Source organism: Neisseria sp. 27098_8_158, from assembly GCF_041433145.1.
Classification (GTDB): Bacteria; Pseudomonadota; Gammaproteobacteria; order Burkholderiales; family Neisseriaceae; genus Neisseria; species Neisseria subflava_E.
In genome coordinates this window covers 467,719-486,215 of record NZ_JAPWAZ010000001.1, presented here as the reverse complement: position 1 = coordinate 486,215, position 18,497 = coordinate 467,719, and the positions used below count along the sequence as shown (strand labels likewise).

The 18,497-nt window shown below is 51.4% G+C and carries 12 protein-coding genes and 1 pseudogene; 4 read left to right on the top strand and 9 right to left on the bottom strand.

The genetic code is table 11. The features are described 5' to 3' along the window. Positions 1-12 precede the first annotated feature (12 nt). Complete coding sequence (locus O3681_RS02345) at positions 13-714, top strand: glutathione S-transferase family protein (RefSeq protein ID WP_070873804.1); 702 nt, start codon at positions 13-15, stop codon at positions 712-714. A 154-nt stretch (positions 715-868) separates the two neighbouring features. Here the strand turns inward: O3681_RS02345 and O3681_RS02340 are convergent, their stop codons facing one another. The 6 genes from O3681_RS02340 to O3681_RS02315 form a co-directional block, all read right to left on the bottom strand. Next, the gene (locus O3681_RS02340; RefSeq protein WP_371459192.1) at positions 869-1,486 is read right to left on the bottom strand and encodes an NAD(P)H-binding protein; all 618 of its coding nucleotides are present in this window, start codon (positions 1,484-1,486) and stop codon (positions 869-871) included. A 91-nt stretch (positions 1,487-1,577) separates the two neighbouring features. After that, positions 1,578-3,398 (bottom strand): heme anaerobic degradation radical SAM methyltransferase ChuW/HutW, encoded by a 1,821-nt coding sequence (gene hutW, locus O3681_RS02335; RefSeq protein ID WP_371459191.1) that lies wholly within the window; start codon positions 3,396-3,398, stop codon positions 1,578-1,580. Positions 3,399-3,672: 274 nt separating this feature from the next. Continuing rightward, complete coding sequence (locus tag O3681_RS02330) at positions 3,673-4,398, bottom strand: ABC transporter ATP-binding protein (protein WP_371459190.1); 726 nt, start codon at positions 4,396-4,398, stop codon at positions 3,673-3,675. Positions 4,399-4,444: 46 nt separating this feature from the next. After that, positions 4,445-5,386, bottom strand: coding sequence for a FecCD family ABC transporter permease (locus O3681_RS02325; RefSeq protein WP_371459189.1), 942 nt, complete (start codon positions 5,384-5,386; stop codon positions 4,445-4,447). Positions 5,387-5,528: 142 nt separating this feature from the next. Then, the gene (locus tag O3681_RS02320; protein ID WP_371459188.1) at positions 5,529-6,320 is read right to left on the bottom strand and encodes a hemin ABC transporter substrate-binding protein; all 792 of its coding nucleotides are present in this window, start codon (positions 6,318-6,320) and stop codon (positions 5,529-5,531) included. A 72-nt stretch (positions 6,321-6,392) separates the two neighbouring features. Continuing rightward, positions 6,393-8,591 carry a TonB-dependent hemoglobin/transferrin/lactoferrin family receptor gene (locus tag O3681_RS02315; protein WP_371459187.1) on the bottom strand — a complete coding sequence of 733 codons (2,199 nt, stop codon included), beginning with the start codon at positions 8,589-8,591 and terminating at the stop codon, positions 6,393-6,395. Positions 8,592-9,188: 597 nt separating this feature from the next. On the opposite strand from O3681_RS02315, the pseudogene O3681_RS02310 reads away from it, so the two are divergent. Beyond that, a pseudogene (locus tag O3681_RS02310) lies at positions 9,189-12,288 on the top strand (TonB-dependent receptor domain-containing protein). A gap of 218 nt (positions 12,289-12,506) precedes the next feature. Here O3681_RS02310 and nadC read toward each other — a convergent pair. Beyond that, entirely contained in the window at positions 12,507-13,388 is an 882-nt protein-coding gene (nadC, locus tag O3681_RS02305; RefSeq protein WP_371459186.1) for a carboxylating nicotinate-nucleotide diphosphorylase, read from the bottom strand. Between the two features lie 75 nt (positions 13,389-13,463). Next, complete coding sequence (locus O3681_RS02300) at positions 13,464-14,402, bottom strand: hypothetical protein (protein WP_314513084.1); 939 nt, start codon at positions 14,400-14,402, stop codon at positions 13,464-13,466. A gap of 155 nt (positions 14,403-14,557) precedes the next feature. Here O3681_RS02300 and nadA point away from each other — a divergent pair, with 155 nt between their 5' ends. Together nadA and nadB are read left to right on the top strand one after the other, a co-directional pair. Continuing rightward, complete coding sequence (gene nadA / locus O3681_RS02295; protein ID WP_371459185.1) at positions 14,558-15,670, top strand: quinolinate synthase NadA; 1,113 nt, start codon at positions 14,558-14,560, stop codon at positions 15,668-15,670. 206 nt (positions 15,671-15,876) lie between these two features. Then, complete coding sequence (gene nadB / locus O3681_RS02290) at positions 15,877-17,385, top strand: L-aspartate oxidase (protein ID WP_371459184.1); 1,509 nt, start codon at positions 15,877-15,879, stop codon at positions 17,383-17,385. A gap of 252 nt (positions 17,386-17,637) precedes the next feature. Here nadB and O3681_RS02285 read toward each other — a convergent pair whose 3' ends face one another. Then, entirely contained in the window at positions 17,638-18,312 is a 675-nt protein-coding gene (locus O3681_RS02285) for a hypothetical protein (protein WP_371459183.1), read from the bottom strand. Positions 18,313-18,497: the final 185 nt, after the last annotated feature.

The following is an 18,497-nucleotide window of genomic DNA, read 5'->3' as shown; positions in this document are numbered from 1 at the left end:
AAGGAAAACAAAATGCTTAAATTATTTACTTTACCCGGTGAAGGTAAAATTCGCAGTCCATCACCTTTCGCCTGGAAAACCGAAGCGATGCTGCGTTTATCCGGCTTAGATTTCGAAAAAGAATATGTTGCCGATCTCAGCAAAATGCCTAAAGGCAAAGTTCCGGTATTGCAAGATGGCGAGAAGTTGATCCCTGATAGCTCTCTCATTCAGCGTTATCTAACCGAAACCTACGGCATTGATTTAGATAAACATTTAACGCCTGAACAAAAAGCGATTGCTGAAGCCTTTCGCCGTATGACAGAAGAACATTTATATTGGATGGTCGTATATAACCGTTTCGTCGATCCTCTCAGCAAACCATTTATGATGAAGGCAATGTTTGATGACATGCCGACCGAACAAGCCGAAGCGATTTTTGCTGTGTTACAGGAAAACGCGAAAAAAGAAATGCACGGACATGGTATCGGAAGACACACACAATCTGATATTTACGCCTTCGGAAAAGGAGATTTAGACGCCATTAGCAACTACTTAGGCACAAAACGCTACTTTTTCGGCGAAGAATTAACCTCCGTTGATGTGGCCATCGTGCCTGTTGTTGCAAACCTGATTCTTACCCCCATCGACACTGAAATTGCGCTATATGCAAGAACCAAAGCAAATTTAGTCGCCTATATTGAACGTTTCGATCGGGCAGTATTTGGAGAATAAAGCAAGAAATAAAAGGCCGTCTGAAATTTTTCAGACGGCCTTTTATTTATATCTCCCAGCCTTTTCTCAGCAAATCCTTTATTGTTTGATCGGCTGCTAATCAATTACCTACTCCAACTTTAACAATGGAAAGTGGACAATATATTCAATCCGGTTATGCCGCACCAACGCTATACGTTTCGCCCTTGCTGTCCGCTTGGCCGACAATGGTAGCAACGGCAGCAGCCAAGCCGTTGCGCGTCATGTATTTTTGTGGAATTTCTTGGGCATTTTGTGTCAAGGTATAGGCATTATCTTCGCCATCGGCAAGGCCGCAGGGGCGCAAGATGATCCAATTCAAACTGCTTTGTTTGAGATAGATTTCGGCTTCTGTTTTGGCTCGGACGGCTTCGCCGAGTGCCTGTTTGAACGGCTCGCTCATCATGTCCCATTGTTCGCCGCAGCCCATGCTGGTAATCAGTACAAAGCGGGCTTGCGGATTGGCGGCTTTCGTAGCGGCAATGATGTTGATATTGCCCAGCGCATCGCTGCGGATGCCCTCTTCGTTTTTGCCGCCGACAAAACTGATCACGGTATCGGGACGGTATTGTGCCAACGCTTTATCGAGTGCGTCGGCATCAAGCGCATCGGCGACGACGGTTTGAACATTGTGTTCGGCAAAAAAGCTGTCTTCAGACGGTCTTCTCAATACGGCGACGGTATCGGCTGAGTCAGTCAATGTGCGGATATAGGCGCGGCCGGACGGCCCGTTGGCTCCGAAGATGAGTTGCATGTTTGGGGTCCTTTGTATGGTAGGTGTTTATTGTTAGAAAATCCGCTCCTCTATGCAACAAGGAACGGATTTTCAGGCCGTCTGAAACCGTTTAAGCGGCATCAAACAGTTTGCGCATGGCTTCGATTTGGTGTTGTTTCAACTCGCCTGCTTCGTCGCGACCGACAAAAATTTTAAACATGGCGCCACCGTTGCGGTTGATAAAGTTGAGCGAGCAAGTGGCTTTACCCATGAACGGACGCTCCAAAAGGTAGATAGATGCGCAGTTTTCATAGTAGATGTGGCCGTGTACGCCGCCGTCGGTTTCAGGATGGTCAAAATTGTAGAAACCGCGGCCGACTTTGCCGTTTGGCAGTTTGCCGCTGACTTCAACGATGGCATCGGGGGTGTGGGCGATGAAGGTCACGGATTCATTCCATGCTGCGATGGCTTGGAGGATTTCGACTATGCGGCTGCCTTCGGTTTGGCGCACGTTCTCTTCTGGCAGACAGCGGATAACGTCTTCAAAACTGCATTGGTTTTGCGCTGCCAGCATTTCCAGCACTTGGCCGGGATTTTTTTCCAATGATTGGCGCAACATGGTTTGTTGTTCGGCTGAAAGTTTTTGCATGGTTTGATCCTTTTCTTGAGTCGGAAGAGTGAGCATGAGTTTGCGGATAAGGGTGGGCGACCAATAACGGCCGCTGGTATTCAAACGAATCAGGCCGTCTGAATCGGGTTCTTTAAAAAGCTGCATTTTCTGCCATTGGGCAATCAACTTTTGTGCTGCTTTGTTGCCGTCAAACAATAATGGATTCAGACGGCCTGTTTCAATATCGTGCTGGACTTTGCTGAGCAGTGCTTTATTTGGACTATGGCCGCTCATAAATGCGATGTTTTTCTCGCCTTTCGGCGTGGCGAGATAACTCTCCAAATCGCCCTGCACCTGATAGCTGAAACCGCCGAAGTTACCGCCTGCGCCGGAGCCGAACGCCAGACAGGGAATGTCGGATTTGATCAGGGTATTGTAGCGGTTGCGCTCGCCGCGGCCTGGATAGGCGAAGTGGCTGTTGCTGACCTGTTCCCAGCCTTTTTCCAGCAGTGTTTCAACCGTGTAGGCATATTGGTCTGCCTGAACATCGAAACCCGGCGGTGTCGGAAATGCGCCTTTTTCAATCATGCGGTTAATGGGCAGCATGGGATAAAGGTTGAACGCGTATGTATCCAGACCGGACAGAGGCAGCTCGGCGGCGCGGGCGATATCGTTTTGCCAAACTTCATCGGTTTGATTGGGCAGGCCGAACATCAAATCGGCCACAATCACGGCATCGAGTTCGCACAATTTTGCCAAATATTCAAATGCCTCGTCACCGCTGTGTTTGCGGCCGAGACGGCGGCGGATGGCGGTATTGAAAGTTTGTACGCCGATGGAAATGCGGTTGGCCCCTGTTTCGATGCAGGCCTGTGCTTTTTCCAAATCGAAATGGCTCATGCGCCCTTCGATGGTGAACTCGCAATCTTCGGCAAGCGGCAGATATTGGTAGCAGGCACAAATCAGGCGGATGAGGTCTTCCGTAAGCAACGCGGTCGGCGTGCCGCCCCCGAAATAAACAGCTCGGATTTTGCCCTTGCCTGTACGGACTTCGGCTTCAGCGGCCATTTCTTCGATAATTTTGTCGGTATACACGCTGCTTTGGCTGTCCTTCCACGCATTACGGTAGAAGCCGCAAAAAACGCAATGGTTGGCGCAAAATGGAATATGCAGATAAGCAAGCGCGTCCACATCGGTAGCATGGGGAAGCTTTTTCTTCCAAATGTTCTGCCACTGGGGACGCGGCATTGGAACACCGCCCCAAACAGGCATTAATGCCTGACGTTCGGGAAATGCCTTGGGCGCGGATTGTTTCGGAGTCCAAACAAGCTGCTGTACCATGATAATGATTAATAAAAATTATTAATAAGATTTATATATTAAATAACCATCATCATTTTCTTGTCAATATTTTTGCGTAATTAAAAATTAGTATTATTTTAAAATATTGTATTCTATAAATAATAAAATTTATTTCTATTTGATGAAAATCGGCATTTTACTTGTGAAATGCACAAAATTTGGTTCTTCAAGTCGGGAACATCCTCCCATCTCGTTTTATTTTTGAACGATAAAATAAATTTTCTTTATCGTTTTTCAGACGGCCTGTTGGCGCTCAGCTTCTGAAATAAAACCCTGCTTCATCTTCGCAACGGCGTATCTGCCAACCGTAAACCGATTCAAGCAAGTCGGGGCGCATCACTTCGCCCACCTTGCCTGATGCAACGACTTTTCCCTTATTCATCAGAATAATATGTTCCGCATAACGCGCGGCGAGGTTTAAATCGTGTAATACCATTATTGATGAGGCACGGTTTGAATGCCCGACCAAATACTGCATCAGGCGGTGTTGGTGGCGGATATCGAGATGGTTGCACGGTTCGTCCAAAAGCAAGACCGGCGCGTTTTGCAACAGGGCGCGGATGATGTTGGCGCGTTGTTGCTCGCCGCCTGAGAGCTTGCCAATGCGCTTATCTGCCAACGCCATCAAATCAAAATAATCGAGTAACTCGTCCGCCCACTCATGGTTCAGACGGCCTTTTTGTACGAATGACGCCAACGCAATGTATTCGCGTACGGTCATCGGCATGTTGTAACGGCCATGCTGCCCGACCCATGCCACCCTGCCCGCGCGGATTTGCGGCGCAACGGCCTCACCGAAAAGCGTGATTTCCCCCTGCCCTGTTTGCCCGATTAAGGCACGCAACAAAGTGGATTTGCCTGCACCATTTGGACCGATAATGACGGTCATGCCCGAAGGTATATTCAGTTGATCGATTTCAAGCAGGGTTTTGTCTTGGACGCGGACGGAAAGATTACAGATTTGAAATAAGGTGTGCATGGCAAAAGATATGGGGCAATGAAGTTTCAGACGGCCTGTTTAGGCATTAACGGCTTTTCAAAGGCTTGATAAACAAATACATAAAAAATGGTCCGCCCAATAAGGCAATCACGATACCGACCGGCAGATCGACAGGGTATGTCAGCCAGCGCGCCGCACCGTCCACCACCATCAAAAACACTGCGCCCAACCAAGCCGACAGCGCAATCAGTTTGCGGCGGCTGCCACCGACGGTTTGCGCCAGCACATTGGGGATCATCATGCCAAGAAAACCGATGATGCCCGAAAGCGATACCGCCGCCCCCGTCATCAATGCCGCGCCAATTACGGTTTGCACTCGCAATGCCGCAACTGATACACCCATACTGGCAGCTGTGTCTTCCCCCGTCATCAAAACGTCCAGCCGCCTGCCTGCGGACAGCAAAATCAGAAAACCGGGCAACATGACCGCGATTGCCGCGACAGGCGATGAGAAACCAGCTTCAGCAAGGCTGCCCGACAGCCATGTGGTCGCGCTGCGCAATACCAAATCGTCAGATAAAAACAAAATCATGCTGACCACCGCACCCGAAAACGCGCTCAACACAAACCCCAACACCAGCAATCCCAAAGTACCGCCGCCAAGCAGTTTGTGTACCGCCAAAATCAGCAGGCACACACCCAATGCACCAAGAAAAGCCGCCGCCGGTACACCCATCGCGCCGCCGCCCAAAGCCAATAACACAATCACGCCCAAGGCCGCCCCGCCCGATGTCCCGATCAAACTCGGATCGGCCAGCGGGTTCTCAAATAAAGCCTGCAATGCCGCCCCCGAAGCGGACAAACCGGCTCCGACCAAAAGTGCGGTATAGATGCGCGGTAAACGGATTTGGCGAACGGTTTCATCCATCGCCAACGGCGACTCCCATGCACCAAAGCCGATGCCGCAGCACAAATAAACGGCGGCGGCAGTAAGCAGCAGGCAGAGGGTAAGGGTATGCGGTTTCATGACATCATGCGGTTTAAGCGGATTGAGGGACGGTTTCAGACGGCATTTTTAAGACAACCGTTTTGCTTCCTCCTCAATAAGAAGGAACAAATCAAGGCCGTCTGAAAACAAAAATCAGACAGGTTTTTCAAAACAGGCGCGTTTATTTCGCCAAACCGTGCAAACGCTGAATCACTTGCGGCGTATCCAGCCCGTAACGGAACATATCGTTGGCCTTCCACAAATAAATCTTGCCGTTTTTCGCGGCAGGCGAGCCGGCGATTTCGGGGCGTGCGGCAAAGGTTTTGACGTTGCCTATCATGGCGGTGTTGTGGTCGGCAATAATGATGATGTCAGGTTTGGCCGCAATCCATGCCTCACGCGTCATCGGTTTGAGGCCGTCAATGGCGGCTGCGGCATTGATACCGCCGGCACGGCGGATGATTTCGTCGGCGGCAGTATTCTTGCCCGATACGATGCGCCCGTCGTAGCTGAAGAGGTAGCGTTTGCCGCTGGAAGGCTGCTGTTTCATATCCGCCTGCCACTTACTGGCCAACTTGTCCGCCTGCGCGCTTTTGCCGATAAGCTGACCAATGTTGCGGATACTTTGCGGATAGGCGGCGATGCTGTCATCGGGCGCAACATTGACGGCTTTAATGCCTGCTTTTTGCAGGTGGGCAAAAATATCGGCAGGCTGCGCCATCCATGAACCGATGGCGATGTTGGGTTTGGCGGCCACAATCGGTTCAACCGTCAGACGGCGATGAATGCCGATACTGGGCTTGTTTTTCAACGCCGGATTTTGAACGGTCTGATCGCGGCCGACGATTTCGTCCAATGCGCCGAGCGCGGCAACGATGTCTGCCGTATCGGGTGTCAACACGACGATGCGTTGCGCGTGTGCAGTGCCGGCCAACGAAATAAGCGCGGAAAGCAGGAGGAGTTTGAGTTTCATTGTTTTTCCTTGTCGCATGCTTTCAGACGGCCTGCTCGCTTTCTCAGGCCGTCTGAAAACGGTTGAATCACATTAGAACTTCAGTTGTACGGTTGCGGCGAAATTGCGGCCACTTTCAGTGTACAAGTCCATCACACTGGTACGGCTCATGCCGACAACGTCTGCGTGCTGCCAGTATTTTTTGTTGCCGACGTTGTAGATGTTTGCGCCGATTTCAAGGTTTTTAAACGGCTTGTACCACGCGCCGACATCCCATACGCCATAACCCGGCGCTTGGAAAACAGTGTCGCTGCTGACGCGGCTGTGTTTTTTCGACCAGCGCAGCTTGGTGCCGACACCCCATTTTTCCTGCGTGTAATCCAAACCCAAAACGCCGTTAAGCGGATAAGCGGAATCCAATGGTTTGCCGTCCTGCTGCTCACCTCGCATCCAAGCGATGCTGCCGGAGACTTGCCAGCCCGGCAGGAATTTGTAGGCGGCAGAAGCTTCGGCACCGTAGGTTTTGACGTGATCAAGGTTTTGATATTGGTACTGGATAATCGGGCGTCTGCCAACGGTGGAGGTGCCGATTTCAGTGCGGTTGATGAAGTTACGGTAACGGTTGTAGAACGCGGTGACTTGCGCACGGGCGCGTTCGTTTTTGAACTTCATCCCCAATTCAAAGCTGTTGGAGCGTTCGGATTTGAGTTTGGCATTGGGAATGACGGCATAGCCGTAGGTCGTATTGGTAAACGCCATGGTTGCGCTGTCAAACGGCGGCGTACGGAAGCCTTGGGAATAAGTGGCAAAACCGGTGAACTGCTCACCCATCGGCACGCTCAGGCGCAGGCTGGGCGTAAACGCGGAATCGCTAAAGCGCGTCGCCGTTCCGCTGGGATTGGCGTTGAGATAGGCTTGGTCGGTCGACGTGTTCAGCTTGTCTTTTTCGTAACGCAAGGCCGGGGTCAGGACGATGCCGTTGCCGAAGGTCAGGCTGTCTTGCGCGTAAACGCTGAACGTTTTGCGCTTGCTGTCGGGGAAGGTTTTATTCGGATAGGTGCTGCCTGCATAAACTTTGCTGACGGCGCCGGTCAGATTGTCCACTGTCAGGCTGTCGCGCGGACGGGCGGTCTCAGTGTGTTTGTATTCTGCGCCGGCAACGACGGTTTGTTTGACCGCGCCGTCAAATTCCCACACGCCGCGCCCGTTCAGCCCGCGTATGGTCTGATTGAAACCGTAGTCGGAATAACGGGTCGAGTTACCTAATTGGCGCGCGCCCATACGCGTAATACTCGCATCGACAGCATCGTCTTCCGTACGCAGTTTTTGCTGATAGGCAGTCAGGTTGGCTTCTTTCAGACGGCCTTCGCCAGCGTAGCGGTAGCCCGCTTCGATACGTTGACGGCGGATACGGTCGCGAGCATTGCTCTCAGATGTTGCGATGGTTACCGGCCCGTGCGATTGCGAACCCAAGCCGTTTGCCAATACGGTATCGTTGGCGTGGTAATACTGTTCGTACAAAGTTTCCAAGCGGTGGCGTTCGTTGCCGATATTGCCTTTCGCCAAGATATTGTAGGCATTGTTTTTCTGTGGATTGGTGGCAGTACGCGCAGTCGAGTAGCTGGTATCGCTGCCCATATTTTCGGTTTCATGACCTTGACGGCGCGTCAGCATCAGCAGACCTTCAGCGTTTTCATGGAAACCTGCCACAGTCGCAGTAACTCCATGGCTGCGGTCGCGGCTGCGGTAGCCGTGTTTCAAACCGAAATGCCCGCGTTTGCCCGCATCGACGAAATCACTCGGAGAAAGCGTCACCATGTTCACCACGCCGCCGAGCGCGTCGCTGCCGTACAGCGCGGAATAAGGGCCTTTGACAATATCGACCTGCTTAAGCGTGTCACTTTCGACCATATCGCGTCCCGAAATCGCGCCGTTGGAGCCGCCGCCTGCATAAGATTCGGGAATGCGCACGCCATCCACCATCATCAGAATGCGGTTGCCGTCTATGCCTCGGATATTGATACCGGCATGACCGCGGCGGTTGTTGTCTGACGGCACGCTGACGCCGGATTCATACATCACGATATCGTCCAAATTCTGCGCCGAGGCTTGATTCAAGGTTTTACGTCCGATAACCGACACATTCGGCGCCGCTTTATCCAAGGTTTGCGCATTACGGTCAGCCGTGACCACCACAGGCTCTATTTCTGCCTGAGCCACCGACATCTGAGCCGCATATAACTGTCCGGAAAAAACCGCCCCTATTACACAGGCAATCGCTTTCTTTTTCATTACACAACCTTATTATTTGAATAAAAATGGTTTGCATTTATAAAACAAATAGGCGGTTTTTGCAAGTTTAGATACCACAAGATAGCACTAAAAACCACTTCAAAAACGCAAAATATAGTATGACGTAGCTGGATAAATAATTCATGGATCAGAGGCAAAGTGCCCGACCGCGTCGGCATAGAAAACAGACCTGCCGTTGTCGACCAAAAATCCCGCATCGGCAATTAGGAGGCCGACACCATCATCGACAATGATCGAGAAGTACATCGCAGAGGAAAACATTTAGCCACGAAACGCCAAGTGTTTTATTCTTGAATCTGTTCCAACCACTGGTATTCGGATGTTGCATTTGGAATCCGAATCCAAGCCTGTCTGAAATATTCAAACAAGTTTTTATTTGTTCCTCTTATTTCTCACCCTTCTATTTACCTCAAACTCAAAAAACATTTCCATATTATTAAAAATTAGTTAGAATTTCATAAAATTATAAATAATAATCAAACTCATTTGTATTATTTTAGTCAGAGTGTAATCGCATCTATTTCCGGTCTGTCTTGTTCAGACGGCCTTACCAATCAAGTTATATGGATACATTCTATGCAACCGATCAAAGTCACCACCCTCTCCGCCTGCATCGCCGCCATTGGTTTCGTCCCTGCCGTTTATGCTGCAGATAATTCGACAGTTATTCTCGATACCATAACTGTCAAAGGCACACGCAATAAAGACGAAATCGGTAAAAACCGCGTCTATACCCGCGAAATCGTCAATCTTTACAAGAGCAAAAACGAAGTCGAAACCTTCAAGGGCAACACCGTATCCGACCTTTTAAGCGGTATGTCCGGCGTGTACAGCGGCGACGCGCGCAACAGCGGCGCGTTGGATCCCAATATACGCGGCGTACAGGGACAGGGACGGATTCCCGTTACCATTGACGGCACGGAGCAGGCAATTACCGTCTGGCGCGGCTACGCAGGCGCAAACAACCGCAACTACGTCGACCCCAACATCATCAGCAGCGTTTCCATCGAAAAAGGCCCTTCGTTCAGCCGCGATATGAAAAGCGGCATAGGCGGCTCCGTCGCCCTGAAAACCATTGATGCCGACGATATTGTCCCCGAAGGGCAGAAATACGGCTTTGAAGTGAAGGCGGAGGCTTCCAATAATTCCATCAAACAACGTGCCAATGTCTATGAAAAATCGGTCGATTATCGGACATTGGATGCGCCTGCTGTCGCACTTGGCGGTATTTGGCGGGCGATGTTGGATGATACCGACCGCGTCAATCAACGTTTCAGCGGACGCAATAGATTTGGGGAGGATAAAGCCTACCGCATTGCCGCCGCCACCAAGCAGGACAATTTCGATACCATGCTCGCCTATGCCTACCGCAGTAAAGGCAATTATTTTTCCGGCAAAAAAGGGGCGGAGCGCTACGGCTATATCGGTCCTTGGACAATGGAAACGGTAAATGAATTAAACAGACGGGTTGCAGATGCCGCTGCAAGAGGCGAAAAATTTTACGGTAGTGAAGCCATGCTGGGCGCACCCGATATTGCCCGTATCGGACTTTTTTATCATCCGGGCGGAGAGGTAACCAATACTTCGCTGGAAAATAAATCATGGCTGGGTAAAACCACCTTCCGCCTGCCGAACCGCCAAACGCTCAAATTCGGCCTGCGCCATACCGATTCCACTTTCGGCGAAATCATGCCTTCCCGCGTCATCGGCCCGATTTTCAGTACGCCCGACAATTTAAATAAAATTGCGGAGTGGCCGAGGGCATGGGTGAAACAGCGTTCCTACAATATCGACTATTCATGGAAGCCCGAAGGCAGCCGTTGGATAGATTTCGATGCGTCATTGTGGACGACCCGTACCAAATCCAAAACCAATACTGCAGGCGGTTCGCCCGGCGACGCCCTGTATGAAGACAGGGTGGACAATTTAATGATGTGGAAAACTGTGATGAGTCGCTGGAATACCTACAATGAAGAAACCAAGCGCATGTATGAGGCATTGGGTTACACGAAAAAACCGAATGTCGTCGAACAGCTTCCGAATACCAACGGACGCTTCAATACCATAGAGGGCAATGCCTACTATGCTAACAATACCCGTATCAGAAGAATTGAGCCATGACGGCTTGGACAAATACAGGGAGGAAATAGAAGCAAAGCAATTGGTTACCAATACCGAGCTGACAAGATTCGGCGAGCCGAGAAACGGTAGGTGCAGAGAATGGAATTTTGGTTTCAATTTCCGCTACCAGCCGATGAGCTGGCTGACTCTGACGGCAGGAGCGCGCTATACCAACTTCAAGATACAGGACGACAACGAGCGGTTGAAAACCGGATTTGACAAATACAACAATCCCTTACAAGTCAATCGAGGTCAGGTATTTCAGTTTACCCGTGTAGCAACCGAGCAGGAATATCGTGATTATCTGAATGCGGTTAACAATGACGAATTCAATGCGGCAAGAGACAGTATCGTAATAGATGATAGAGGGGTGGCAATATTAAATCTTACTCCCTTTCATGACGAAAACAGACCAAGGCTGGATAAGCTGAAATACTATTGGCTGAAAGACGACAAAGGTCGTCTGAATCCTGCCAATCATCCTTGGTTTGCTATTCCAGAGTTGCATAGTCAAGCTGTCAATCCTGCTTATGATCCAAGCAATCCCGACAGTCCGCGCGTAGTTCAAAAATATATACCTAATTATGACATTCTAAGAATGTATAGGGCTCCTATTACACCTAACGAACTGCAGCGTGCCCACAAACAGGGTGGCAGCGGATGGGCTCCTGCATTCTCAGCCGCCGTCAATTTTACCGATAATGCCCGAGCCTATCTGCGCTATACCGAATCCCTACGTTTCCCCAGCATATTTGAGGGGACTTATGGCTTCTCGACTGCTGCGGGTTCATTTGCACGAATGGGATACGGTTGGCAGCCCGAACACGCCAAAAACTGGGAAGTCGGCTACATTCATGATTTAACTGGACTGTTTCCCAAAATGAAAAATGCGGATTTCCGCATCAACTACTTCCGCAACAAAACCAAAAATATCATCGACAGGGACGAGAATTTTGAATTCGAGCAATTCGACAAACAAATCCGTACCGGCGTGGAGTTACAGGCACGCTTCGACAGCGGCAGGTTTTTTGGAGGAGTCGGCGTATTGCGTACGCTCAAAAACAAAGTTTGCGACAAATCTTTTTCCGTTTCCAGTGTACATGATTCCAGTTACTTGACTGGCGGCGGATTTATTCCCGCGCCCGAATGCAATTACGGCGGTTTGACCGATAACGGTTATCTTGCCAGTATGGTTCAACCGCGCTGGTCGATTGATGCTGATTTGGGCGGACGCTTCTTCCGCAACAAGCTGGAAAGCGGCATCCGCTTTCATTATCACAGCCGTGTGTATCAAAACCGCCGTACGGTATGGCAGGCATATTACGATCAATTAAACCGTATCAATGACTATAATCTTCAAGCGGATACAGATACCATGCGTTGGCAGCCTGTCGCCGTATGGGACGCCTATTTGCGCTACAAAATCGGCAAAAATCTGACCGCCGAGCTTGTGGGCAGCAACCTGACCAACCGCTACTACCTCGACCCGATGAGCCGCTCCTATATGCCCGCACCGGGCAGGACAATCCGTATTGGGATAACTGGAAAATGGTAATGATCAATTAATCATTTTGGGAGTAAAAAGCCGTCTGAACATTGGGTTTCAGACGGCTTTTTTCATGATGGCTTAGTTATGCCCTACTCTTTTATGTTATATGAAAGTTGAAGCTAACCTGCATAATTTTTATATTTTCTGCTTTGGAATCAAAAAGGCTGCTTGAAAATGAAACGTCTATATTTCAGACGGCCTTTGCTTTATAGCAGACTCGAAATTTAAGCCACGAAATCCAAACCTATGTCCAACGAGCGGCTGCTGTGGGTCAGATAGCCGAGGGCGATGCCGTCCACGCCGGTTTGTGCCACGCGCTTCAGGCGGTCGAAGCCGATGCCGCCCGATGCTTCGCAATAGACGGTGTGTGGGTGGGCGGTTTGCGTGTGACAGCGGTTTGCCGCTTCTTTCAAGGTTTCGTCATCCATGTTGTCCAGCAAAATCCGTTCTGCGCCCGCCACGATGGCTTCGTCCAGTTGTGCCAACCTGTCCACTTCGATTTCCACGCAGGTCAACGGTCCGACCGCCTGCTTTGCCTGCCGTACGGCTTCGGCGATACTGCCGCAGTAGGCAAGATGGTTGTCTTTGATGAGGATGGCGTCGTCCAAGCCCATGCGGTGGTTCACGCCGCCGCCTGCTCTGACGGCGTATTTTTGCAGGATGCGAAGCAGTGGGATGGTTTTGCGGCTGCACACGATGTCCACATTGTAACCGGTAACTTCGGCTACTGCGCGAGCGGTGGCGGTGGCGATGCCGCTCAAGTGTGTGAGGTAATTGAGCGCGGTGCGTTCAGCGGCAAGCAGCGCACGGGCGTTGCCTTCGACGGCGGCAAGCGTCTGACCTGCGAGGACCGCTTGCCCGTCTTGGATTTTGGCTTGGAAACGGACGGACGGATCCATCGTCTGAAAGGCGAGGCGCGCCAAGTCCATGCCTGCGATTATGCCGTCCTCACGACTGTTCAGGAAAAGTTTGGCAGTTTTATCGGGAGCGATGACAGCTGCGGACGTAATATCTCCTCGCCTGCCCAGATCTTCGCTCAAGGCTTGTTCTACCATGGGGCGCAACAGGGTATCGGGTAGAGGAAGAAGATTGTTTTCAGACGACATGAAGGTTCCTTTGTTGAAAAATATTGATATTTGCCTGATGGGGCAAAATTTAATTTGAGGCCGTCTGAAAATCAGTTAGCGGCTACCCAGCGGCAGTCCGATATCAGAAATCAGCTGATCGGGCAGGACATCGTCGCGGAATCGGTAAAGCTGTGCGGGACGGCCTTTACTGCCTGATACGCCGGTATCCGACGGCTCGATGAGGTTTTGCTGCTGAATCTGGCGGCGGAAGTTTTGCTTATGCAACAATCTGCCGCTGATGGCTTCGACGCTGTTTTGCAGTTGCAGCAGCGTGAATTCGGGCGGCATCAGTTCGAAAATCACGGGGCGGTATTTGATTTTGGCGCGCAGGCGGGACAGGGCGGTCGCCAGCACGCGGCGGTGGTCGTGGCGCATGGGCTGCCCCGTGAGCGCGAAGTCGAAGTTTGCCTGCGGCTCGGCGGCTTCCGCTATCAGGCCGCTTTCATACAACATTTCATAGCGTTGCAAAACGTATTCTTCCGACCAGTTTTCCGGTTCGACCCCCCAACACAAATGAATGCGCTTGAGCCGCTTTTGGCGGACTTCCTCCGTGTCCGCCGAGTTTGCCCAAATACGCAGGCGGCTGACAATGGTATCGCGCTGTCCGCCTTCGGTACGCAAATCTTCCCACGGAAAATAGCAGTAGCAGTCCTGCCATTTCGCATCGGGATGCAGGATGTTGTCGGCCACCTCGCGCACCAGTCCTAAATAGCTGACGTATAAGACAGGCAGGCCTTGTTCATTTTGGCGGCTCGTATCCACAAACGTGTAAAGCTGTTCTACATAGCCCATAGGCTGTGATGTCTGTTTGGCAACCCACATCCTGACCCCTGCTTGCAGGGAGTGGCGAAGCGGTGCAAGCAAGCCATTGGGTAATAGCTCTCCCTGGGCAACTGTCAAAACCCTCAAGCTGCCGTTTGTAATGGCGATTAGTACAGGAACAAGCTCGACGATACTTTGCGGATTGACCGCTGTTTCAGGATAGGCATCCATGCGTGGCTTTCATTCAAGAGAAAACCTTATTGTAAACCAAAGCGGTTTTCAGACGACCTTGCATATTATACTCAATTTGAGCATAATATAAAACTATTTCAAAATATAAACGGCAAACCTTTATGCCGTCTGAAAACCAGCTACAAGGAAACATCATGCAAACCGCCGCCCGCCGCTCGTTCGATTACGATATGCCACTCATCCAGACGCCGACTTCCGCCTGCCAAATCCGTCAGGCGTGGGCGAAGGTTGCCGACACACCCGACCGCGAGACGGCAGGCCGTCTGAAAGACGAAATCAAGGCTTTGCTGAAGGAAAAAAACGCGGTCTTGGTGGCGCATTATTATGTTGATCCGCTGATTCAGGATTTGGCTTTGGAGACGGGCGGATGCGTGGGCGATTCGTTGGAGATGGCACGCTTCGGCGCAGAACACGAAGCCGGTACATTGGTAGTGGCTGGCGTGCGCTTTATGGGCGAGAGCGCGAAAATCCTCTGCCCTGAAAAAACAGTGCTGATGCCTGATTTGGAAGCGGAATGTTCTTTGGATTTGGGTTGTCCCGAAGAAGCGTTTTCAGCGTTTTGCGACCAACACCCCGACCGTACGGTCGTAGTGTACGCCAACACTTCCGCCGCCGTAAAAGCGCGTGCCGACTGGGTGGTAACCTCTTCGGTGGCGTTGGAAATCGTGTCGTATCTGAAATCGCGCGGCGAGAAGCTGATTTGGGGACCCGACCGCCACCTTGGCGACTACATCCGCCGCGAAACGGGCGCGGATATGCTGCTGTGGCAGGGTTCGTGCATCGTCCACAACGAATTCAAGGGGCAGGAGCTGGCGGCGTTGAAAGCGGAACATTCCGACGCCGTGGTGCTGGTTCATCCCGAATCGCCGCAAAGCGTCATCGAACTGGGCGATGTGGTCGGCTCGACCAGCAAACTGCTCAAAGCCGCCGTATCGCGTCCTGAAAAAAAATTCATCGTGGCGACCGATTTAGGCATCCTGCACGAAATGCAAAAGCAGGCGCCCGACAAAGAATTTATCGCCGCCCCGACGGCGGGCAACGGCGGAAGCTGCAAAAGCTGCGCGTTCTGCCCGTGGATGGCGATGAATTCGCTGGGCGGCATCAAATACGCCCTGACAAGCGGACGTAACGAAATCCTGTTGGACAGAAAGCTGGGCGAAGCCGCCAAACTGCCTTTGCAGCGTATGCTCGACTTCGCGGCAGGGCTGAAGAAAAAAGATGTGTTCAACGGTATGGGCCCCGCCTGATTTGCCGTCCGCATTTATAGTGGATTAACAAAAATCAGGACAAGGCGACGAAGTCGCAGACAGTACAAATAGTACGGAATCGATTCACTTGGTGCTTGAGCACCTTAGAGAATCGTTCTCTTTGAGCTAAGGCGAGGCAACGCCGTACTGGTTTAAATTTAATCCACTATACCGTTTCAGACGACCTCTCAAACAAGGACAACACCATGCAAACCGATTGCGACGTATTGATTGCCGGAAACGGGCTGGCGGCACTGACGCTCGCCCTGTCGCTGCCTGAATCGTTCCGCATCGTCATTTTGTGCAAAAACCGGCTGGACGACACCGCCAGCCGTCATGCGCAAGGCGGGATTGCGGCGGCGTGGTCGGGAGAGGACGACATCGAAAAACACGTTGCCGATACTTTGGAAGCGGGCGCAGGTTTGTGCGACGAAGCCGCCGTCCGCACCATCCTGTCGCAGGGCAAACCGGCAATTGAATGGCTGCTGGCGCAGGGTGTGGCGTTCGACCAAAATAATAACGACCTGCACCTGACGCGCGAAGGCGGGCACACCTGCCGCCGAATCGCCCACGTCGCCGACTACACGGGCGAAGCAGTTATGCAGAGCCTGATTGCCCAAATACGCCGCCGCTCGAACATCCACGTTTGCGAGCGGCAGATGGCGTTGGATGTTCAAACCGAATCGGGCGCAGCGTGCGGACTGACCGTCCTCGACCGCCGAACGCAAGAAACCTACAGCATCCGTGCCAGCCATACCGTACTCGCAGGCGGCGGCCTCGGACAGATTTACGCCGCCACCACCACGCCGCCCGAATGCACGGGCGACGCCATCGCCATGGCGATACGCGCAGGCTGCGCAGTCGAAAACCTCGAATTTATCCAATTCCACCCCACAGGCTTGGCAAGGCCGTCTGAAAACGGCCGTACCTTCCTGATTTCCGAAGCCGTGCGCGGCGAAGGCGGCATCCTGACCAACCAATCGGGCGAACGGTTTATGCCGCATTACGACCGCCGCGCCGAACTCGCGCCGCGTGACATCGTTGCCCGCGCCATCGCCGCCGAAATCGCCAAGCAAACGCAAGACTTCGTCTCGCTCGACATCAGCCGCCAACCCGCAGCGTTCGTCCGCCAGCATTTCCCGTCCATCCATCGGCACTGCCTGTCCCAATGCGGCTTGGACATCACGCGCCAAGCCATCCCCGTCCGCCCCGTGCAACACTATACCTGCGGCGGCATCCAAACCGACCCCAGCGGCAGAACCTCCCTGCCACAGCTCTATGCCTTAGGCGAAACAGCCTGCACCGGCTTGCACGGAGCCAACCGCCTCGCCAGCAACTCCCTGCTCGAATGCGTCGTTACCGCCAGGCTTGCCGCCCAAGCCATCGCATACGGCCAAGCGTTCCAAATCGAACCATTCCAAAGGCCGTCTGAAAGCCCCTCCGCCGAAACAGACATCTTTTCAGACGGCCTCCAAAACGCATTCAGCCGCCCCACCCTGCAAGCGTTCAACCAACGCCATCTGGGCATCCTCCGCAACGATACCGACCTGCGCCGCGCCATCGCCCAACTGCAGCTTTGGAAGCAAAACCAAGCCGAGCCGCACACCGCGCCCGAATACGAAAACAGCAACCTACTCGAATGCAGCCTCGCCGTAGCCCAAGCCGCATACGCAAGGCGGCAGAACATCGGCGCGCATTTTAATAGTGATTGTTAAGGCTGATAGTGAAAACATTTCTCTAATAAATAACGTCATTGATTGAAAAAGCAAAGGTTCGCACATGATTAAGGAAAGATTGAAAAAAGTAGGAGAAACGGCGGAAACTAAAATATAGGGATTGACAGTATTTATAAGTGATAATAACTAATTGCAGAGAGAAAAAAGATAGAATTAATGAAAATAAGACCATCTAATCTGTTTTGAATAAGTAAAAACAAAGTTGGCACAATTCACTATCTTTGCCCTACTCTATTTCGTCAGGCTACAATTAGTGCTGACCCTTACCTTGGAAACTTGGGATTTGGCATAACCGATTGCGTATTCAAGGGCGCCTTTGGCGGAATTTCCTCGGGTAAAACGGATACTGTATCTAGTGCTTGTCTGCCACATAGTAATGTCGGCATCGTAAGCATAAAGATTCAGACGGCGCTGACCACGAATAAATTGGGTGTTCTTGGCATATTCGGGAATGTAACTGCGGTCAATAAGGCCGTCTGAAAAATCCATAGCCTTCACCGCTCCCGCAGCCAGCCATTGCAGATTTTTTATATTCGTAGTCGGTATGAGCCGCCTTTTTACAGCAGTTGCTTTTTCAGCCGACATCCCCGTTACGGCATCCTCTGTCAATATAGCTATATCGCCAACCTTAATACCAGAATCAAATTGGTTGCTCACAATTTTAACCATATCGGCAATATCCCCTTTTTCTGTCGGCATAATGGTTTTAACTGTTACCGTATTGTCAGTGGTATCGGCATGGACACCCATTACCAGTGCAGTATTGATAACGGTAAACTGAATAAGGTCAGTCGTATTGCTACCTTTCCGGGCATAAAACTTGATGATTTCGCTTTCACGATAAGTCAAATTGGTTGTTAAATCATAGGCAGCAGCCGTCAAATTACACCCAGAACCATGCCACATTTTTTGGGCCCTTCAATCTGAGACCACCTTCAAGCCATAACATTCTTTCGCCACCGACTACTAGTTCTTTACTGTTTTCTCTGTCGATGACGTCTCCCCCCCTATAAGCGACAACAATCTCATTGGTACAGACATCTAAACTAAGGTTTTATTAGAGAGTAACCACATGGTTTTCATAGGAATCT

What these genes read in the sequence shown, in the direction of transcription:
- O3681_RS02345 (WP_070873804.1), top strand. Translation starts at nt 13, where the DNA reads ATGCTTAAATTATTTACTTTACCCGGTGAAGGTAAAATTCGCAGTCCA.
- O3681_RS02340 (WP_371459192.1), bottom strand. Translation starts at nt 1,486, where the DNA reads ATGCAACTCATCTTCGGAGCCAACGGGCCGTCCGGCCGCGCCTATATC.
- hutW (WP_371459191.1), bottom strand. Translation starts at nt 3,398, where the DNA reads ATGGTACAGCAGCTTGTTTGGACTCCGAAACAATCCGCGCCCAAGGCA.
- O3681_RS02330 (WP_371459190.1), bottom strand. Translation starts at nt 4,398, where the DNA reads ATGCACACCTTATTTCAAATCTGTAATCTTTCCGTCCGCGTCCAAGAC.
- O3681_RS02325 (WP_371459189.1), bottom strand. Translation starts at nt 5,386, where the DNA reads ATGAAACCGCATACCCTTACCCTCTGCCTGCTGCTTACTGCCGCCGCC.
- O3681_RS02320 (WP_371459188.1), bottom strand. Translation starts at nt 6,320, where the DNA reads ATGAAACTCAAACTCCTCCTGCTTTCCGCGCTTATTTCGTTGGCCGGC.
- O3681_RS02315 (WP_371459187.1), bottom strand. Translation starts at nt 8,591, where the DNA reads ATGAAAAAGAAAGCGATTGCCTGTGTAATAGGGGCGGTTTTTTCCGGA.
- nadC (WP_371459186.1), bottom strand. Translation starts at nt 13,388, where the DNA reads ATGTCGTCTGAAAACAATCTTCTTCCTCTACCCGATACCCTGTTGCGC.
- O3681_RS02300 (WP_314513084.1), bottom strand. Translation starts at nt 14,402, where the DNA reads ATGGATGCCTATCCTGAAACAGCGGTCAATCCGCAAAGTATCGTCGAG.
- nadA (WP_371459185.1), top strand. Translation starts at nt 14,558, where the DNA reads ATGCAAACCGCCGCCCGCCGCTCGTTCGATTACGATATGCCACTCATC.
- nadB (WP_371459184.1), top strand. Translation starts at nt 15,877, where the DNA reads ATGCAAACCGATTGCGACGTATTGATTGCCGGAAACGGGCTGGCGGCA.
- O3681_RS02285 (WP_371459183.1), bottom strand. Translation starts at nt 18,312, where the DNA reads ATGTGGCATGGTTCTGGGTGTAATTTGACGGCTGCTGCCTATGATTTA.